Raw genomic sequence first — 17230 nt, 5'->3', positions numbered from 1 at the left:
TGGTCATTTGATAGGGTATTGCGTTAAAATAAGCGATCGCTATCCTAGTTAAGTAATGCCTGGAAATTCCCGGAGGTGTGATTGACCAAGTTTATTTTGAAAATTTTGTGGTTAGACGAAAACGTTGCTCTAGCAGTCGATCAAATTGTAGGCAAAGGCACAAGTCCTTTGACTAAGTACTTTTTTTGGCCCAGAAATGATGCCTGGGAAGAGTTAAAAAAGGAACTAGAGGCCAAACATTGGATTACTGACGTGGATCGTGTCGAGTTGCTTAATAAAGCGACAGAAGTGATTAACTACTGGCAAGAGGAAGGTAGAAACCGTCCAATGGCAGAAGCTCAGTTGAAATTTCCAGAAGTTGCCTTTACAGGTAGCGCTTGATATTACAATATTAGCGATTGTGCTGTTCTACAAGCTGCCACAGTTTGATAGTTTTGTCCCTGCTACCACTTACAATTAATTGTCTAACTTTGCTCACAGCAACAGCAGATACTGAGTCTACATGACCAGAGAGAGTAACAATCTCTTCTGCTGTGCTTACCCTCCAAAGTTTAACTGTTTTGTCGCAACTTGCACTTAGGAGCGTTTCGCCATCGGCAGTAAAAGCCACAGCCACTACAGACCAAGAATGGCCTACAAGTGTGCAAATTAGCTGACCAGTGTTTACCTCCCACAATTTAATAGTGTTATCATCACTACCCGTCGCCAAAATTTTACCATCAGGACTAAAAGCGACTGTCAAAACCGCCCATGCATGACCCGAAAGGGTGCCTAACAAGCTATAGCATGGGCGGTTTTGAATAAGAGGCAAGGGGGCAGGGGGTAGGGAGAAAGGGGGAATGTCCTCCGTTCCCAACATGAAGAGCAAAGCGGAACATGGATCTAATTCCCCGGTTTCATGAGGCGGTTTTCGTACCCTGCGGGAAGCTGGCGCAACAGTTGGAGTCTGAATCCCCATATTTACATCCCCCTGCTCCCTGCTTCCTGCTCCCATGCCTTTTATTTCAAGTTCTCTCTGGCAACCTGCTAATGCAGGTATCTGCCACAGGCGAATTGTTCTATCATAACTAGCGCTGGCTAAAAGCTGTCCTTGAGGACTAAATGCCACTGAATTTACTTGTAATTGATGTCCAGTCATCGTGCAAATTTCAGTGCCAGTATTTACATTCCAGAGTTTGATTGTCTTATCCCAGCTACCACTAGCAAGAATTTGGCCATCTGGACTGAAAGCAACTGATTTCACAGCGTGTGAGTGTCCCAAGAGAGTGCAGATTTCCTCTAATGTCTCAATCTGCCACAATTTGATAGTTTTATCATCGCTAGCAGTTGCCAAAATTTTCCCATCAGGACTGAAGGCAACTGATTTTACAGCTTGAGAATGTCCTGATAAGCTAGCTAGGACTTTTTTGGTATTTAAATCCCACAATTTGACGATTTTATGATCACTAGCACTGGCTAAAGTGTTACTGTCAGGACTGATGGCAAGGGCATTGACACTACTCAATCTCCCAGAATGCTCAGTTAGGGTATGCAAGCATTGCCAAGGAGGATTTGGTAATTTAAAATTTTGAGTTTTACATTCCATACCCATTGCTTGCATAACTTCATCAGCTGATTGAAAACGACGGTTAACAGCATTTTGCAGCAGCTTGTTGAGGATTTGCGCCAAGCGATCGCTAACCTTGGTAGTAAGATATTGTTGCCAAACCCAGCAATCATTTGCAATATCAAATAAATCAAAGGGAGGAATCTGGGTAAGTAAGTAAATACAAGTAATACCCAAGCTATATAAGTCACTAGCAAAAACCGCTTTTCCTCTGGCTTGTTCTGGTGCAGCATATTCTGGACTGCCGATACTGGTTTGTGATATTAGCCGATCAATTTCTGTGACGATTTTCGCAGTGCTAAAATCGACTATGACTAAATCCCGTTTCTTGGTAATTGGGGATCTACAAATGATATTGTGGGGTTTAATATTGCGGTGAATGATGTTGCGATCGCTAATAAACTGAAAAACTGGCAACACATCTTCTAAAAGTTGCCAAATCTGAGTTTCATTAAAAGCCCCTTCCTCCTCAACCACCTGAGCTAAATTAGTGCCTGCAATAAACTCCTGCACTAAATAAAAATGCCGGTTCTGCTGAAAATAAGCCAGTAAAGCCGGAATTTGGGGATGCTTGCCTAATTCTTCTAGCTGTTGTGGCTTTTGCTGAAAACTTTTAGATGTTTCGGATTTTAGTGATAATTCTTGAACGACGCAAGGAACTGGAGGAAACTGACCCTCATCTACTGCGAGGAAGGTTTTACAGAATCCCCCTTTACCAATCTGCTTCATTAAACGATAACGTTCTTGTAAAAGCAAAATTTCTCCCTCAAAGTTACAGCCAGCCAGGATGAATAAAATTCGCGGCTACACAAACGAAGTCCCTCCGGGTTCGCCAGTCGCCTACGGCGGGAAACCCGCCTACAGCGCTGGTCTCACCGCCTCCGCGGACTAAGGAAAAATTGAAGGTTTGAAACCTACAGAGGCGGGTTTTGCCTGTATAAACGAGCCAGTGCGTTGGGCGGACAATGCCCAACTTGTTTGCTCTTAGCGTTCCCGCTTTTTAGCAACTGGCGTGCAGTTTCTAACCGCACTTTTAATGTTAAGTTGACTTATCCGCTGGGAAATTCACAATTATAGGTGGAAGACCATTTTCTGGGGTTGGTTGGGCTTTGGTAACTACTGGTTGGGGATGCAAAGGTGTTGGTGTCAATTCACCTTTACCAGTTTGATTCCATAAAATCATCGATAGTAGCCCATCTACTAAACCGTTATTGCTGCCATTACTGCCAACTAAGACATCTGGAATCAAGCGGACATTGCGATCGCCTATAATCTGCATTAGTTGCATTGCTGTATAACCTTGTGACCCTAAAGCTTCCACGCCAGCACTGTAGGTTTCAGCTTTGGCGTTACCTGTGGCCCGAATCCCTTCAGCCTCAGCAATTGCCCGGAGTTTTGTCCCCTCAGCTTCACCGTTCGCCTCTTTGATTTGAGCTTGGGCTTTTAGGTCAGCAATATGTACACTCTGCTCTGATTTCACCATTTCTTGCTGGATATCAGCGAGTGCCGTTTCCCGGACAAGTTGCTGCCGTTGGGTTTGCGCCATCTGCTGGACTTCATAAGTCTTGCGTTCTTCTTCGGCAATTTTCCGGTCTGTCTGTGTCTGCATTAACGATGCTGGTGGCTGAATATCACCAATGAGAGTATCGATCGCTTGCACGTCATAAGCCCGCAATGCTGTTTTAATATACTCAGCAGCCTCAGATTGTCGTTCACTTCGAGCAGTGAGAAAGTCTAATACAGTATAGTCTTGGGCTGAGTTGCGGAAATAATTCCCGATGGTCGGTTCTAATACATGGTCTACCAGATTTTGCATTGCACCAACGCGGGAAATTACCTTCGGGGCATCTAAAGCACCCACATGGATTATTTGTGCTACTTCCAAATCAAAGGCAAACCCATCACGCGATCGCACAGTTAAAGAGGCTAGTTGAGCATCATAGCTGTGGCGTTCGGTGCGGTCTGACCAATTTAATACTATGTTAGTCGTTGGCACCAGTTCCATGTTCATGATCCGAGAATTAATGGGGTGCTTGCCAGGATACAGCGGTTCGACCCACACACCCTTGTGTCCAGGATTCACCAAGTTACCGTGGGTAAAAGCTGCACCGCTGACATCTTGATGTGCCTTACCCACGAAAGAAATCACTACACCCACATACCCAATGGGAATTTCTGTCATCGGCACTTGCTCAACTTGAACAAACCAAGGATTCAAGTTCCAAGAACCAGAAAGTAAAGTCTGCTCTTGTAAGCCTCGCCGCCCACCTCCATCAATAAATTTCTGACCATTTTGGAAGTTGTCGTGTCCGTCAATTATCGGCCCTGCGAGTTCACCGGCAGAAATTGGTACACCATCTAAGGTAGTGACAATGCCAACTTTGTCAGATGCTAGACTGTAAACCCGCAATTGTTCTGGAGTCATGCCATGAGTGCTGGCATTTGCTGCCATGATGACTTTAAACAGGGCGGTATTAATCCGGTACGTACCTGCGGTGAGAAAACCCATCTGCCGCCCTTTTTCTCCACCTTCAGTGAGGAATTTTCGAGCATCTTGGAAGTTGTCACAACTGACAATTTTACCCAAAATCCGCTCTGGTGGGTTGGATGCACCATCTGCCGCCACAATCAAAGCGATTTCCCCTTGGGGAACGACAACTACCTGCTCTTTCTTTACAGAATACTGCCAAGGCCAATAGCCCCAGTGCCAACCAGGAGTTAAAGTATCTGCCTGCAAGCCAGCTTCCCCGTTGAGGGCAATCAAACTTCCGGCGGGAAGTCCGCGCCCGGAAAGGGTAAATTTCCTCACCACAATGCCGACTTCACGTTCGCCAATAACTACCAGTCCACCAAAGAATAGGGGGACAAATATGACTAAACCGCCAACAAGTAGGATGGGAACCAGTACAACAGGATTAATTCCAGCAGCTTGATATTGAGTTCTGCTAATTGGTAACTGGGCAATATTTGGTGTAGTCTGATTTAGCTGGACAGTCGCCGAAGTTATTTCTTTTGCAGTAGTTGTTTTTACAGGAGTAGCATTGGCAGAATGAACACTACCAGCGTTCGTCAAAGACGTTGGCGCAACCATCGCCAATGTTGCTACGATAGATGCTGCAAAACGAGCTATTTTATTTTGTTTACGAGTATCAAGCAAAGATGAAAAGCTTTTCATAACTTGTGCCCATTTGGGCAACTAATTAGTTAATTTAACACTTCACCAAGGCTTGCCTCGATTTCTTAAACTTGGCGTAATTTTTTTAAAATTTAATAAATATCTGTAGGTTGGATATTGCCCAACCTACCAAGTTGAAATAGAAAGTTAAATTAGACCAAACCACCAGCGGCTTGAAACCGAGCGCGGGTTCGTTTCAAGGCTTGGGTTGCCTGGATTTGGGCTTGGCGATCATCTGCTGACACTTGACTTAAACCCGCTTCTGCTTGGTTGTAAGCAGCACGGGCTTCCTCAAGGTTAATTTTGTCGCCACGTTCAGCGCCGTTAACCAGAATTGTCACTTCATTTTCTTCGACTTCGGCAAAGCCACCCAAAAGAGCGATCGCTTGCCAATTCTCATTTTTAGCAGCACGGACTCGCATTACACCAGTATCCAGGGCGGTCAAAAGTGGTGCATGTCCAGTTAGGATACCTAGTTGACCAGTAGTGCTAGGTAAAACAACTTCTTCAGCTGGGGCATCCCATACTGTTTTATCTGGGGAAATTACACGAACGGTTAATGTCATTTGTCTTTTGTCCTTTGTCTTCTGTCCTCTGTCTTTTGCCACTAGTCATTAGCGATCGCACTAATGACTAATGTACAGACGCGATTAATCGCGTCTCTGACTAATGACTAACCTTTGACTTTTTCAGCTTTGGCGATCGCTTCGTTAATATCGCCCACCAAGTAGAAAGCCTGTTCTGGCAGAGCATCCAACTCACCAGACAGAATCTTCTGGAAGCCTTTGATGGTATCTTCCAACTTCACGTACTTACCAGGAGAACCGGTAAACACTTCTGCCACAAAGAACGGCTGGGACAAGAAGCGCTCAACCTTCCGCGCCCGCGCCACGATTAGACGGTCTTCTTCAGACAATTCATCCAAACCGAGAATGGCGATAATGTCTTGGAGTTCTTTATAACGTTGCAGAGTTGATTGCACCGCACGGGCAGTATTGTAGTGTTCATCACCGACAATGTTGGGCTGGAGCATGGTGGAAGTTGAACCAAGGGGGTCAACTGCGGGATAAATTCCCTTAGCTGCCAAACCACGAGACAGCACTGTTGTACCGTCCAAGTGGGCGAAGGTGGTAGCAGGTGCGGGGTCAGTGAGGTCATCCGCTGGTACGTACACCGCCTGAATGGAGGTAATCGAACCCTCTGTAGTTGAGGTAATCCGCTCTTGCAGTTCACCCACGTCAGTTCCCAGTGTGGGCTGATATCCTACCGCTGAGGGCATCCGACCCAGTAGTGCGGACACTTCCGAACCTGCTTGCACAAACCGGAAGATATTATCAATAAATAGCAGCACATCTTGCTTGTTTACATCCCGGAAGTACTCTGCTACTGTCAATCCCGAAAGACCAACCCGCATTCTCGCTCCGGGTGGTTCGTTCATTTGACCGTAAACTAGAGCAATTTTTGATTCGTTGAGGTTTTCGTTATTGATAACCCCAGATTCAATCATTTCGTTGTAGAGGTCATTGCCTTCACGGGTGCGCTCACCCACACCAGCAAATACGGATACTCCACCATGCTGGGTAGCAATGTTGTTGATCAATTCCATCATGATGACGGTCTTACCAACACCAGCACCGCCGAACAGACCAATCTTACCGCCGCGTCGATAGGGAGTCAGAAGGTCAACAACTTTAATCCCAGTCTCGAACACCGAAGGTTTGGTTTCTAGGTCAGTGAATTTGGGAGCAGAGCGGTGGATGGGTAAACTTGCCTCAGCTTCTACAGGGCCCCTGTTGTCCACAGGTTCGCCAAGGACGTTGAAAATCCGACCCAAGGTGGCTTTACCAACTGGTACGTTGATGGGAGCGCCTGTATCGGTGACTTCCAAACCGCGCACTAAGCCTTCGGTGGAACTCATCGCAACAGTCCGCACCTGGTTGTCGCCCAGCAGTTGCTGTACTTCAACGGTAAGGTTGATTTCCTGTCCAGCTTCGTTGGTGGCAACGATTTTCAAAGCGTTAAAGATTTGTGGCAATTTCCCACCGGGAAATTTAACGTCTACAACTGGACCAATGATTTGGGTAATGTAACCAATGTTTGTTTTTTCTGCGGTTGTGACCATGCTGCGCCTAATGATTGAAGCTAGATTTCAGATAAGGTCCGAGAAGACATAAAATTAAGCAATGTCACCTTTCACTGTAGCACCGCAAGGGGACACAACTCCCTTAGTAATTCCTTAAAAAGGAGCTTGACTGCTTTAGCTGTAACTCTTATTGTGACTATGTTCAAAATCGGGCATTGGGCATTGGGAGCCAGTGTGTTGGGCGCGTAATGCCTGACCTGTTGGCTTTTAGCGTTCCCATAGGGTAGCAACTGGCGTCATTAGACATAAAAAAAGAGATTTTCAATGCTTCGTTGTGTAATTCCTCACATAGGTTTCTAGCTTGTTTAGGTGAACAGATGGATGCTCTTTCACAATCTCATTTTTAAGCTGCGATCACTTTGGTTGAAGCCGCTTAAATAGCGGCAATTTCCCCTAAAGACTGTACAAGCCTTACGCGTGTCAACATAAAAAAATGCTGTGTCTGGCGATCGCAGACACAGCGGATATCACAATAACCTAAGGATAAATTTAGGCTTTATACCAAATCTATGTGAGCCTGCATAGAATAATTCTCTTGTCAGGTAGGAATTTCAAGTGTTTTATTCTGTGCATCTTTATAGAGAACTGGTATTATGCGGTGTTATTTTGCTGTTTGCGCTTTAGGGATGAAGTCGCACCAAAGATACCGAGTGCTAAAATCCCCAATATAGTAGATTCGGGAACACTTTTTGTTGGTACACTAGACAAAGTACCACCTTGAATAAACACAGCGGAATCATAACTACTATCTTTTGCATCTGCAATTGCCAGTTTAAGCGTGTGGTTTCCAGCACTCAGCCCTTTGGCGTTAGCAGTAAATACTTTAGTGAAACCATCATATTGAAGATTGAAGAATGGGCCGCCATTTGATGGATCATTATTGATAAAGAACTGAGGATTCTGGGCATTGGTGCTACGACAGGTAAAGTTTCAGCCTCTCGCTGCGATCGCAGATATAAGCACTAGTGAAAATGACTAAAGTTTTGAACTTAGCTTTTGTCTTCTAGTTATTAAAAAAATTCTTAACAGTGTTTTCCTCACTTGCTTATTCATCTAAATTACCGATAAATTTATTTAGTGTCGATAGTATTCGCGTGTATTCACATAAAAAATACATTCTAAATTAGATTAAATAGCAGCCAAAACCTAGATTTTAGGGGACTTGTATACCCAGTATTAAGAGAATAATTGACTGAAACTTTGTAAAATTAAGTTGTTTATTTAAGATAGGCTTATCAACGGAATTATACGTATATTAATCAGAATTACATTTAAAAATATCGTAGGAACACACTGTTATGATACCTAGCGATGAAAACCACAGTAGTTAAAAACTTAAGGTAGCGATGCCTGCGGCGAGCTTCTCTACGAGAGGCTACGCCAACGCTAATGCTTGCTAGATTAGCTTAGAAAAGCTTAGATAAAAAATCTGCTCTCCCTAGCGATCGCAGAAAGAGCAGTGCCATACCATTTCATTCAAATAGCTAATACACATATTCTCAATACTATTTCGGAATCTAAGCAATTAATAATTACTAAGAGACCATTTATAAAGTAAATCAAAAGTTAGGGTGTGTTACGGCTTTAGCTTAACGCCCCAGATTAAGGTATTTAGCATAGGTAATACTATAAATATGCATTTTAGTCAACAATAAATAGCTACATTACCCATTTTCATGCCCTGGATAGGTTCATTTCATGAAACCTGTGTACAACCTATATTTCCAAATCTTCTAAATATCCCTAATATAAAAATAGGTACAGAAAAACGTTTTCAGTTCAGCCAAGCTGCGATACCTGGGTTAGGCGTAGCTGCGGCTTCATCCTCACACTTACACCGAGCAACAGCTTATGAATTTCTCGTCAGCACGACAATTTTTTTATCAAGAGATTCAGCAGTCTGACGAGCAGATTGACCTAGCAAAGGCAGCTTTGTATATTGCCCAAGAAGAATATCCCAAGCTAGACCCAGAGGAATATCTCAACGCCCTTGATACAATGGCATGGGAGCTTCAAGAACGCCTGCCTGATTCACGATATCCTTTGCGGATAGTTCAAAGTATTAATCAGTATCTCTACGAAGATTTAAAGTTTTCTGGTAATAAAATTGACTATTACGACCCGCGCAACAGCTTTTTCAATGATGTAATTGAGCGACGATTGGGGATTCCCATTACCTTAGCACTGGTTTACCTGGAGGTTGCCCGACGGATTGATTTCCCGATGGTGGGTGTAGGGATGCCAGGACATTTCCTAATCCGCCCAGATGTTCCAGATATAGAGATTTTTGTGGATGCTTTTAATGGCGGTGAAATAATATTTGCTCAAGATTGCGAGGAACGGCTGTCTCAACTTTATCAGCAACCCGTGACGCTGCAACCAGAATTTTTAGCTGTAGTCAGTCATCGGCAATTTTTGGCACGGATGTTGACAAATTTAAAATTTATTTACCTGAAACAGCAAGAGTTAGAAAAAACACTAGCAGCAGTTGAACGAATTTTGTTGCTGTTTCCGAGTTTAACTTTAGAATTGCGCGATCGCGGTCTGATATACTATCAACTCGGTTACTATCCCCAAGCCATAGACGACTTACAAAATTATTTAGCAAAAGTTCCTGATGCTGAGGATGCATCTATAATTCGGCGGCTACTTACCGAATTGGGTAAGGATGGTTGAATTAAGTAAAAGGGACTGGGTGAGAAAGATACAATAACTTTAATTGCAACTTAAGTATCAAAATCAAAAATGCTATGTCAGCAACATTGACACAGCAGTCGTTAGTTAACCCTCTTCTAAAAAACCAGATTTTCTAAGGGCTATTGATGCTTATGCCTTAACTGCGGCTTGTTGTTTACGCTTGCGAACAGAGGTAATGCTGAAAGCACCTAAGCCTAAGATACCCATAAGAGAAGCGGGCTCGGGAACACTCTTTGTAGTACTATCAGAAACTACAATATTATCAAATTGGTAATACGGATAAATTTGCAACCAGTTTGCTGAAATAAGGTTTGTAAAGTCTGTAAAATTAAAAGTTTGGAATCCTTTAATGCTATCGAGACTAAAGGTATTAAAAATGGTTAAATTATCAGCCTTTTTACCAACAAAGGTCGCTCTTCAATTCTTTAATCTTAGGACTTACGCACAAGCAACGGAAAATCGAACCACAGAGAACGCAGAGGACACGGAGGAATGAGAGTTTGAGAGGTTTTTTGCGTAAGTCCTAAATCTAAAATCGGCACGGTCAAGAGTTATTCTTCCCCTGCTTTCTCAGCTCCTTCTGCCTTCTTGCACTAGTCTAGCCACAGACAGCTTTTGGCACGAATACTGGGAAAACTCAATACCAAATGCCTAATGATCGAATTATTTTTGTTCTTCTGCGACTCGTTTGAGGCGGCGCAGCTGGGATTGCATATCTTCTTTTGTCCAAGACGCAGCAAAGGTGTTGAAACCCCAACTAATTAAGGGGTTAGGGATATCGTACTCAAAGCGGTTGAGTAGGAGCGTTCCCTTTTCTGTGGGTTGACATTCCCAGCGATCGCGCCCGTGAAAAAATCCCTGAAATTCCCAAACTACCAAACCTGGTTGTCGTTCCACAACTACGCTATTTAACGTGGGTTTTAGTAGAGGAATTTGAATGATAAAACGACTTTGACTGCCGACATCGGTACTCCAAGCTTCGCCCACGGGTTCGCAACGGAGGACGGGGTTAAGCCAGCGGTGCATGAGAGCTAAATCGCTAATACAGCGCTCCACCACCGTAGCTGTTGCATTAATTTGAATCGATTGTTCCAAAACTTGGGACATTCCACATCTTTGGTGCTGTTGCTGCAATTAGAGTAACGCAAAATTCGCCATTGCCAGTAGATTAAATCAAATATTTGGTAACAAAGTCAAAAATTACTCTTGATATCAATGCCATAGATGTACGTTTTTACTGGTAAATTGATAGGCAAAACACTGACTCAGTGTTTGCGGCGAACACTTAAGCTTAATTCCCGAAAACCATGAACACAACTTGGCAAGGAATAACCCAAGTGATAGGAGTTGCTTTGTCCACGGGGGTGCAGCAATTTTTGGCACAATCGCCCAACCTACAATTGGCGCAACCAGCAGTGAATCAAGGAATCGCTGATGTGCAAGGTATTGTTCAACAGTTGATTCTGTTTATACCCCGTCTGCTGGGGGCAGTGGCAATTTTGTTAGTAGGTTGGCTAATTGCGGCGATCGCAGCGGCACTGACGCGAGGAATTCTCAATCGCACAAACATAGATAACCGCATTGCGGCAGGGATAACGGGTCGTCGAGATATTCCCCAAGTGGAGAAATTAATCTCCAGCTTAGTCTTTTGGAGCATTATCCTGTTGACGGCGGTAGCTGTTTTACAGACATTGGATCTGGAGATAGCGTCTCGACCCTTAAATAATTTTCTCAATCAACTTATTGGCTTTTTGCCAAAGTTGGTTGGTGCGGGAATCCTTTTGGTAACCGCCTGGTTTTTGGCGACCATTGTGAAGATTATCACTGTGCGCTCATTACAGGCATTTAACCTGGATGAGCGTTTGAATCCAGAACCAGAAGACAGGGCACCCAGCCTCAATCAGGTGTCTCTCAGTGAGACGATTGGCAATGCTCTGTATTGGTTTATATTTTTACTGTTTCTCGCCCCAGTTTTAGATACTCTCGGACTACAGCAGGCTCTACAACCAGTACAAGCTCTAATTACAGAAGTTCTGCTAATTCTGCCGAACATTTTAGCCGCGATATTAATTGCTGTAGTTGGCTGGTTCATTGCTAATGTGGTGCGGCGGATTGTGACGAACTTGCTGGTGACAACTGGCATCGACCTTTTAGGTAGTCGGTTGGGATTATCTTCGACTGCGGGGGTGCAACCTCTATCGAGTATTATCGGCACAATTGTCTATGTTTTAATTTTGATTCCTGTAGCGATCGCAGCGCTGAATGCCTTGCGAATTGATGCGATATCTGTCCCGGCGATCGCAATGCTGCAACAGGTTCTCAACGCCCTCCCTGCCATCTTTACAGCTGTAGCAATTTTGATTGTTGCCTATTTCGTGGGGCGGTTTGTAGCGGATCTGGTTACAAGTATCCTCACCAATTTAGGCTTTAATAACATTTTCACTATTTTGGGTCTAACAACACCCAGCAGACGAATTGTAATTTCAACAGAATCAACAACTCCCCCGATTCCAAGCCGCACGCCATCGGAAATTGCAGGTATTGTTGCCTTAGTAGGGATCATGCTGTTTGCCACGGTGGCGGCGGTGAATATCTTGAATATTCCAGCCCTGACAGCATTAGTGTCTGGTATTGTGATCATATTCGGGCGGATTTTGGCAGGATTGATAATATTTGCCATTGGCTTATTCCTGGCAAATCTGGCTTTTAACATCATTACCAGTTCCGGCGATCGCCAAGCCCAGATTTTGGGTCAAGTGGCGCGGATTGCCATCATTGCCTTAGTGTCTGCAATGGCACTGCAACAGATTGGAGTTGCCAGTGATATTGTGAATTTAGCCTTTGGACTTTTACTAGGTGCGATCGCTGTTGCTATTGCCCTAGCCTTTGGTCTTGGAGGGCGCGATATTGCCCGCGAGCAAGTTCAAGAATGGTTAAACTCTTTCAAAGGTAGAAACTAAAAGTTGATGAAAGCGCAATTTCATCTGTAAATCTCTGAAAGTGCAGCCATAAGTATCAATAGTGAAGAAAATCTATCGGCAATTGTGCCTAAAAGGTTGAAAGTTAGAGCTTAGAAGCTCGGAGTTTGAGTGTAGAACTTGACGTTTCGAGTTCTAAAGCTCAAATTCCGAGTTCAGAGGTCGAACTTCCAAGTTCAAAGGTCGAACATCCGAGTTCAGAGGTCGAAGTTCCAAGTTCAGAGGTCGAAGTTTTGAGTTCAGAGGTCAAAGTTTTGAGTTCTAAAGCTCAAGTTCCGAGTTTAGAGGTCGAAGTTCCGAGTTCAGAGTCGCGCAATCGAGTATCCACAATATTTTTGTAACTTGAAAAAATTAAATTAATAAATTTTCAAAGGGTATTTTTAATGCCGTTAACTGCGATCGCATCAAAGAAAGTTTTATCTTGCAGTAGACTATAATTGTGAAACAAAGCAACCTCCAGAAATTTTTAACTTTGGTAATAATTCTTTTAATTCAAAATCCCAAATTGCTGGTAAAACTAGTCGGATAGTTCAGTTTTTGAAACAACAATACACAAACGATATAAATTGATTACTATTTATTTAAAAATTTTGGAAGTAAATTCGTCATTAATGCTGAGGTGGTTCTCAGTTTTAGAAAGAGAAACTGGAGCAAATACTCTATAGCAGAAATGAAAGGTTACTAAAACATGGATTTTATCAACCAAGCACAGAAGTTGGCAGATACGGTTATAAATAAAGCTCAAGAAGTAGCCAACAATATAGTAAACAATATGGATGAGGTAGTTGATGGAATAAAGAACACTACTGCCGATATGACTACTTCAAGTGTCCATGCAGTTAATGATTTACAAAGTTTCTTAACCATAGCAGCACAGTCAGGTTTTCAAACCGTTCAAAATGTTAGTAAAACATTTGAAGAAACTGCTGTTGGAATTGCCGTATCTAGTATGGTTATGGCTGATGCTTTGCAAAATTTACCAAAGACAGCTGCCGAATTAGCCCTAGAAATGCCAAAGATTGCAAATAGGCTGAGATATCGTGCTGGTGTTCGGGTGGGAGACTTACCTCGGTCTGATGCGGATGTCATGAAGCTTTTTGAGAAAATTCCTGGCACATCAAAACTTGGAGCCAAAGAATATACAATTCGTCAATTTCTTAGAGATAAGCACGGTAGCCACATCAATCCACGTTCCAAAGGTGGATCGAATGCTGCTGATAATATCCTTTGGGAAGTAGGTGTTGACAATCTCCGTCGAGGTGCGAAAGTAATGACCGTTGGTGAGCAATTCTATATTCGGGTTTATAATGCGGTCGATTCTATTGTCAGCAATTCTGGAACAATCGCTAGACTTGGCATTACAGCAACGGGAACCGCTATTCTCACCCAGGTTGTAGTAACGGCAATTTCCTACTCTTTGGATCTTTATCGAGGCGATATTACTGTTGAAGAGTATAAAAATCTAATTTTTGAAGCAGCAAAGGCAGCAGGTATTGCTACACCAATTGTTTTTTTAATCTTAGTGGCTGTGTTAGCTTTATTTCCAGAATTTACAGTCATTTTGTCAGCACCAGTGGTTGTCGCAGGCTTCAATGCTTTATTTAGTATTAGTATTGCTACACCAATCATTCAATCGCTAGTTCGTCATCTAGAAGCTGGAGGTTTTGGGATAGAAACTGCTGATGCTTACAAGACTGGCTTTGATGGTTTTGCATTCTGAAATAAACTGTTCCACATTATAAATTGCATAATTAGGGTGGGTATCTCGCCCACTCGTAGTTAAAAGCCGGCTTTTCAGTCCATGTGACAAGATTGGATAATTTATTTGTTATAAATCCCCAAATAATCAATAAAATCAGGTGCAATCTTTATAGATGGCAGAATATGATAACCTTTGTAAAATCCTCGCAGAAAAGTATCCCCGTGATTTTATCCGTTGGTTATTAAATCAAGAACCACAAACAATTGAAATCTTAAAAACCGAATTGATCATCGAACCAATACGTGCTGATTCTGTGACATTTCTGCAAACAGAAAATCGGATTTTACACCTGGAATTTCAAACTACAATCAAATCCCAAAAAACAATTTCTCTGCAGATGCTAGATTACTATGTCCGATTGACACGGACATATCAAGTTCCTGTTACACAGGTAGTGATTTTCTTGCAAGAGACAAGTAACGAAATCGCTTTTACTGAAGAATATGTCAGCGAAGTTATAACCCACCGTTATCGAGTTGTCCGAATGTGGGAACAAGATTCAGCACTATTTCTTAGCAATCTAGCGTTATTACCTTTAGCACCGTTAACGCGAACAGATTCAGCCCAAGCCTTATTATCGCAGGTTGCCGAAGAAATTGCTAAAATTCCAGATATCGAGACAAGACAAGATACTGCTGCTTACACGGAGATTCTAGCAGGGTTGAAGTTTGAGAAAGATTTTATTCGTCAATTATTGCGGGAAGATATTATGCAAGAATCAGTGATTTATCAGGATATTTTGCAAAAGGGAGAACAAAAAGAAGCTTTTCGCTTCTTAAATCGTCAGTTAAATCGGCGATTTGGAAAAATCGATTCCTCAATATTCGAGAGAATTCGAGTCTTATCTACTGAACAATTGGAACAATTAGGAGAAGAATTTTTAGACTTTTCAAATATATCTGATTTAATTGCTTGGCTTGAGCAGAATACAAGTAGCTAAAATAATTTATAATTTGTAATTACGAATTAGTTAAAGCCAGCTTACACGCAGCCTAGTCTCAACCTGAGAAGTAAGTGGGTGGATTGGGGGGTCTTCTAGGGATGAGCATGGCTAACCGAACCTTATTAACTCCACGTCTATGCATCACTTTCGGAGTTTTACCTTGTGGAGTAATTCATCTTTAATGCGGTTGAGAATTGAAGTCTCATCCAGGTTTGCCAAAATCCGATTAATCACTGCTTTGGGGCCATCAGGCCCCCAAGTCGCGCCATTAGCTAAATAAACTTTGGTAATTTGTCCAATACCGTAAGAAGAAACACCAGCTACTCCCGCTTGGGTGAGTGCCACTGATATATAAGGGCCAAGGGCAATACCTGCCGTAGCTGTTGCAGAGATACCAAGTAAAGTTTTTAATCCACTCAAGCCCAAATTGGCCAACAGTTCACTAGCACCAATTCCGCCCATACTTAGGGCGATTTTTTGTAGCAGTTGTACAGCCCCTGCTTCGGTCATCGAGAAGCCATAGAGTTTAGATAAACCCAAAATCAGAGCAATATCAATGATCACACTACTGAGAATATCTACCACAGTTAAAGGATTGAGTGCGATCGCTAATGCCTTAGTCATCACAGCCTTCCAAATCAACTGATCGGCATTCTGTTCCCGAATCATCAGTTTTCGCTCTACCAACTGCTCATTTACAATGTCGGCATAAAGCATAGTATTAAGAGCAACCAAAGCTTTGCCCTCACGATGCAGAATCTCCAAGATTTTCAGCTTGAGTTCCTCGACTTGGGCATTACCTGTACGCAATTGGATGCCCCTAGTACCATCAGAACGGCGAATCGCCGTCTTCACCAATGGCGATGCCGCGGCCATGACAATTTCTAAAGGTGTGAGTAATTCCCGCACCCTTTCATCCCGGATTTTGTGATAAATCGCCATCCGGTCTGCTTCTGGATACTGGTCTACTTTGTTGAACACCAGAATCATCGGTTTACCTGCTTCCCGCAACTGAGAAAGGGCCATGTATTCTAGCTTTGTCATGTCGCCAGATATCACAAACAGAATCAGATCCGCTTGTTTTGCAATCTGTTCAGCTAACGCGGCCCGAGTTGCACCATCTACTTCGTCTAACCCAGGAGTGTCAATTAATTCCACCTGCGATTGACCTACACCAGGGAGGGTGACTCGCAGAGCATGTTCAGTTTCCCCAATCGCTTCTTCACTAATACTCCAATGAACTGTTTGTGCAGCACGGGTGACACCGTGCAGTGGCCCAGTTTCAAATACTGTTTGCCCAACTAAAGCATTGAGTAGCGAAGACTTACCACGTCCCACCATCCCAAAAGCCGCAATCTGTACCACCATGCGGTCTAACTTCCCCAGCATGATTTCCAAATCAGCAATTTCCGTCTCTAATCCGGTTTTCTCTTGGGGGGTGAGGTCGAGATTGGCTACCAAGTTTCGCAGCGCCGTTTGTGCTTGTTTATAATTCAGTTCCGTCTGAATATCTTCAAAACTGAAAATAGCACTATCCAGTTCTTCCTCCCAGCTGAGAGAATTTGCGTCAGTGTTGGCAGAATCGCTTTGATCAGGTTCAGGCACGGGCAATGTCGAAGTCATATCAATTTGCAGATTTGAAATTTGGGATTTTTAAATTAACCCTGTCTCTTATCCTAGTTATTTTTTACAAGGGTTTGTGGAGATAAGGGAGCAGGGGGAGCAGTGGGACACAAGAGTGGAAGTCAAAGACTCATTAACGGAGTTCAAAGACTCGTCAGCGAGTATCAAAGACTCATTAACGGAGTTCAAAGACTCGTCAGCGAGTATCAAAGACTCATTAACGGAGTTCAAAGACTCGTCGGCGAGTATTAAAGACTCATTAACGGAGTTCAAAGACTCGTCGGCGAGTATTAAAGACTCATT

Annotated in this window: 13 protein-coding genes and 2 pseudogenes; 6 read left to right on the top strand and 9 right to left on the bottom strand. The window is 43.1% G+C overall.

From position 1 onward, the window contains the following. The first annotated feature begins 81 nt into the window (after nt 1-81). The gene (locus V7K40_RS05115) at nt 82-381 is read left to right on the top strand and encodes a 30S ribosomal protein PSRP-3 (protein ID WP_334957336.1); all 300 of its coding nucleotides are present in this window, start codon (nt 82-84) and stop codon (nt 379-381) included. 10 nt (nt 382-391) lie between these two features. On the opposite strand, the gene V7K40_RS05110 is transcribed toward V7K40_RS05115, so the two are convergent. The 6 genes and pseudogenes from V7K40_RS05110 to V7K40_RS05085 all read right to left on the bottom strand — a co-directional run. Beyond that, nucleotides 392-2335, bottom strand: coding sequence for a serine/threonine-protein kinase (locus tag V7K40_RS05110; protein WP_334957433.1), 1944 nt, complete (start codon nt 2333-2335; stop codon nt 392-394). A 310-nt stretch (nt 2336-2645) separates the two neighbouring features. Further along, nucleotides 2646-4781 (bottom strand): flotillin family protein, encoded by a 2136-nt coding sequence (locus V7K40_RS05105; RefSeq protein ID WP_334957334.1) that lies wholly within the window; start codon nt 4779-4781, stop codon nt 2646-2648. 152 nt (nt 4782-4933) lie between these two features. After that, nucleotides 4934-5347: an ATP synthase F1 subunit epsilon gene (gene atpC / locus V7K40_RS05100; RefSeq protein WP_334957332.1), complete on the bottom strand. Its 414-nt coding sequence runs from the start codon at nt 5345-5347 to the stop codon at nt 4934-4936. Nucleotides 5348-5454: 107 nt separating this feature from the next. Then, nucleotides 5455-6903, bottom strand: coding sequence for a F0F1 ATP synthase subunit beta (atpD, locus tag V7K40_RS05095; protein WP_334957330.1), 1449 nt, complete (start codon nt 6901-6903; stop codon nt 5455-5457). A 612-nt stretch (nt 6904-7515) separates the two neighbouring features. Beyond that, entirely contained in the window at nt 7516-7653 is a 138-nt protein-coding gene (locus tag V7K40_RS05090; RefSeq protein WP_334957431.1) for a PEP-CTERM sorting domain-containing protein, read from the bottom strand. Next, nucleotides 7642-7821 (bottom strand): annotated as a pseudogene (locus V7K40_RS05085) (choice-of-anchor L domain-containing protein); the annotation flags it as partial. The pseudogene V7K40_RS05085 and the gene V7K40_RS05090, both read right to left, overlap by 12 nt. Before the next feature lie 954 nt (nt 7822-8775). Here V7K40_RS05085 and V7K40_RS05080 point away from each other — a divergent pair. Further along, nucleotides 8776-9600, top strand: coding sequence for a SirB1 family protein (locus V7K40_RS05080; protein WP_334957328.1), 825 nt, complete (start codon nt 8776-8778; stop codon nt 9598-9600). Between the two features lie 684 nt (nt 9601-10284). Here V7K40_RS05080 and V7K40_RS05075 read toward each other — a convergent pair. After that, nucleotides 10285-10728, bottom strand: a complete 444-nt coding sequence (locus tag V7K40_RS05075; protein WP_334957326.1) for an SRPBCC family protein — start codon at nt 10726-10728, stop codon at nt 10285-10287. Between the two features lie 200 nt (nt 10729-10928). Between V7K40_RS05075 and V7K40_RS05070 the strand changes: the two genes are divergently transcribed. The 4 genes from V7K40_RS05070 (at nt 10929) to V7K40_RS05055 (ending at nt 15301) form a co-directional block, all read left to right on the top strand. Continuing rightward, a complete protein-coding gene (locus tag V7K40_RS05070; protein WP_334957323.1) occupies nt 10929-12581 on the top strand; it encodes a mechanosensitive ion channel in 1653 nt (550 codons plus the stop codon). A 125-nt stretch (nt 12582-12706) separates the two neighbouring features. Further along, on the top strand, nt 12707-12940 hold the full coding sequence (locus V7K40_RS05065) for a hypothetical protein (RefSeq protein WP_334957321.1): 234 nt from the start codon (nt 12707-12709) through the stop codon (nt 12938-12940). A 347-nt stretch (nt 12941-13287) separates the two neighbouring features. Further along, nucleotides 13288-14319 (top strand): HNH endonuclease, encoded by a 1032-nt coding sequence (locus V7K40_RS05060; protein ID WP_334957319.1) that lies wholly within the window; start codon nt 13288-13290, stop codon nt 14317-14319. A 154-nt stretch (nt 14320-14473) separates the two neighbouring features. Beyond that, on the top strand, nt 14474-15301 hold the full coding sequence (locus tag V7K40_RS05055; RefSeq protein ID WP_334957317.1) for a DUF4351 domain-containing protein: 828 nt from the start codon (nt 14474-14476) through the stop codon (nt 15299-15301). A gap of 144 nt (nt 15302-15445) precedes the next feature. Here the strand turns inward: V7K40_RS05055 and V7K40_RS05050 are convergent, their stop codons facing one another. Together V7K40_RS05050 and V7K40_RS05045 are read right to left on the bottom strand one after the other, a co-directional pair. Continuing rightward, nucleotides 15446-16927, bottom strand: coding sequence for a GTP-binding protein (locus V7K40_RS05050; protein WP_334957315.1), 1482 nt, complete (start codon nt 16925-16927; stop codon nt 15446-15448). 57 nt (nt 16928-16984) lie between these two features. After that, nucleotides 16985-17230: pseudogene (locus V7K40_RS05045) on the bottom strand (hypothetical protein); the annotation flags it as partial.

Source organism: Nostoc sp., from assembly GCF_036917195.1.
In the GTDB taxonomy this organism is placed as follows: domain Bacteria; phylum Cyanobacteriota; class Cyanobacteriia; order Cyanobacteriales; family Nostocaceae; genus Nostoc.
Note: the sequence above shows the minus strand (reverse complement) of the source record. Positions and strands in the feature narration are given on the sequence as shown.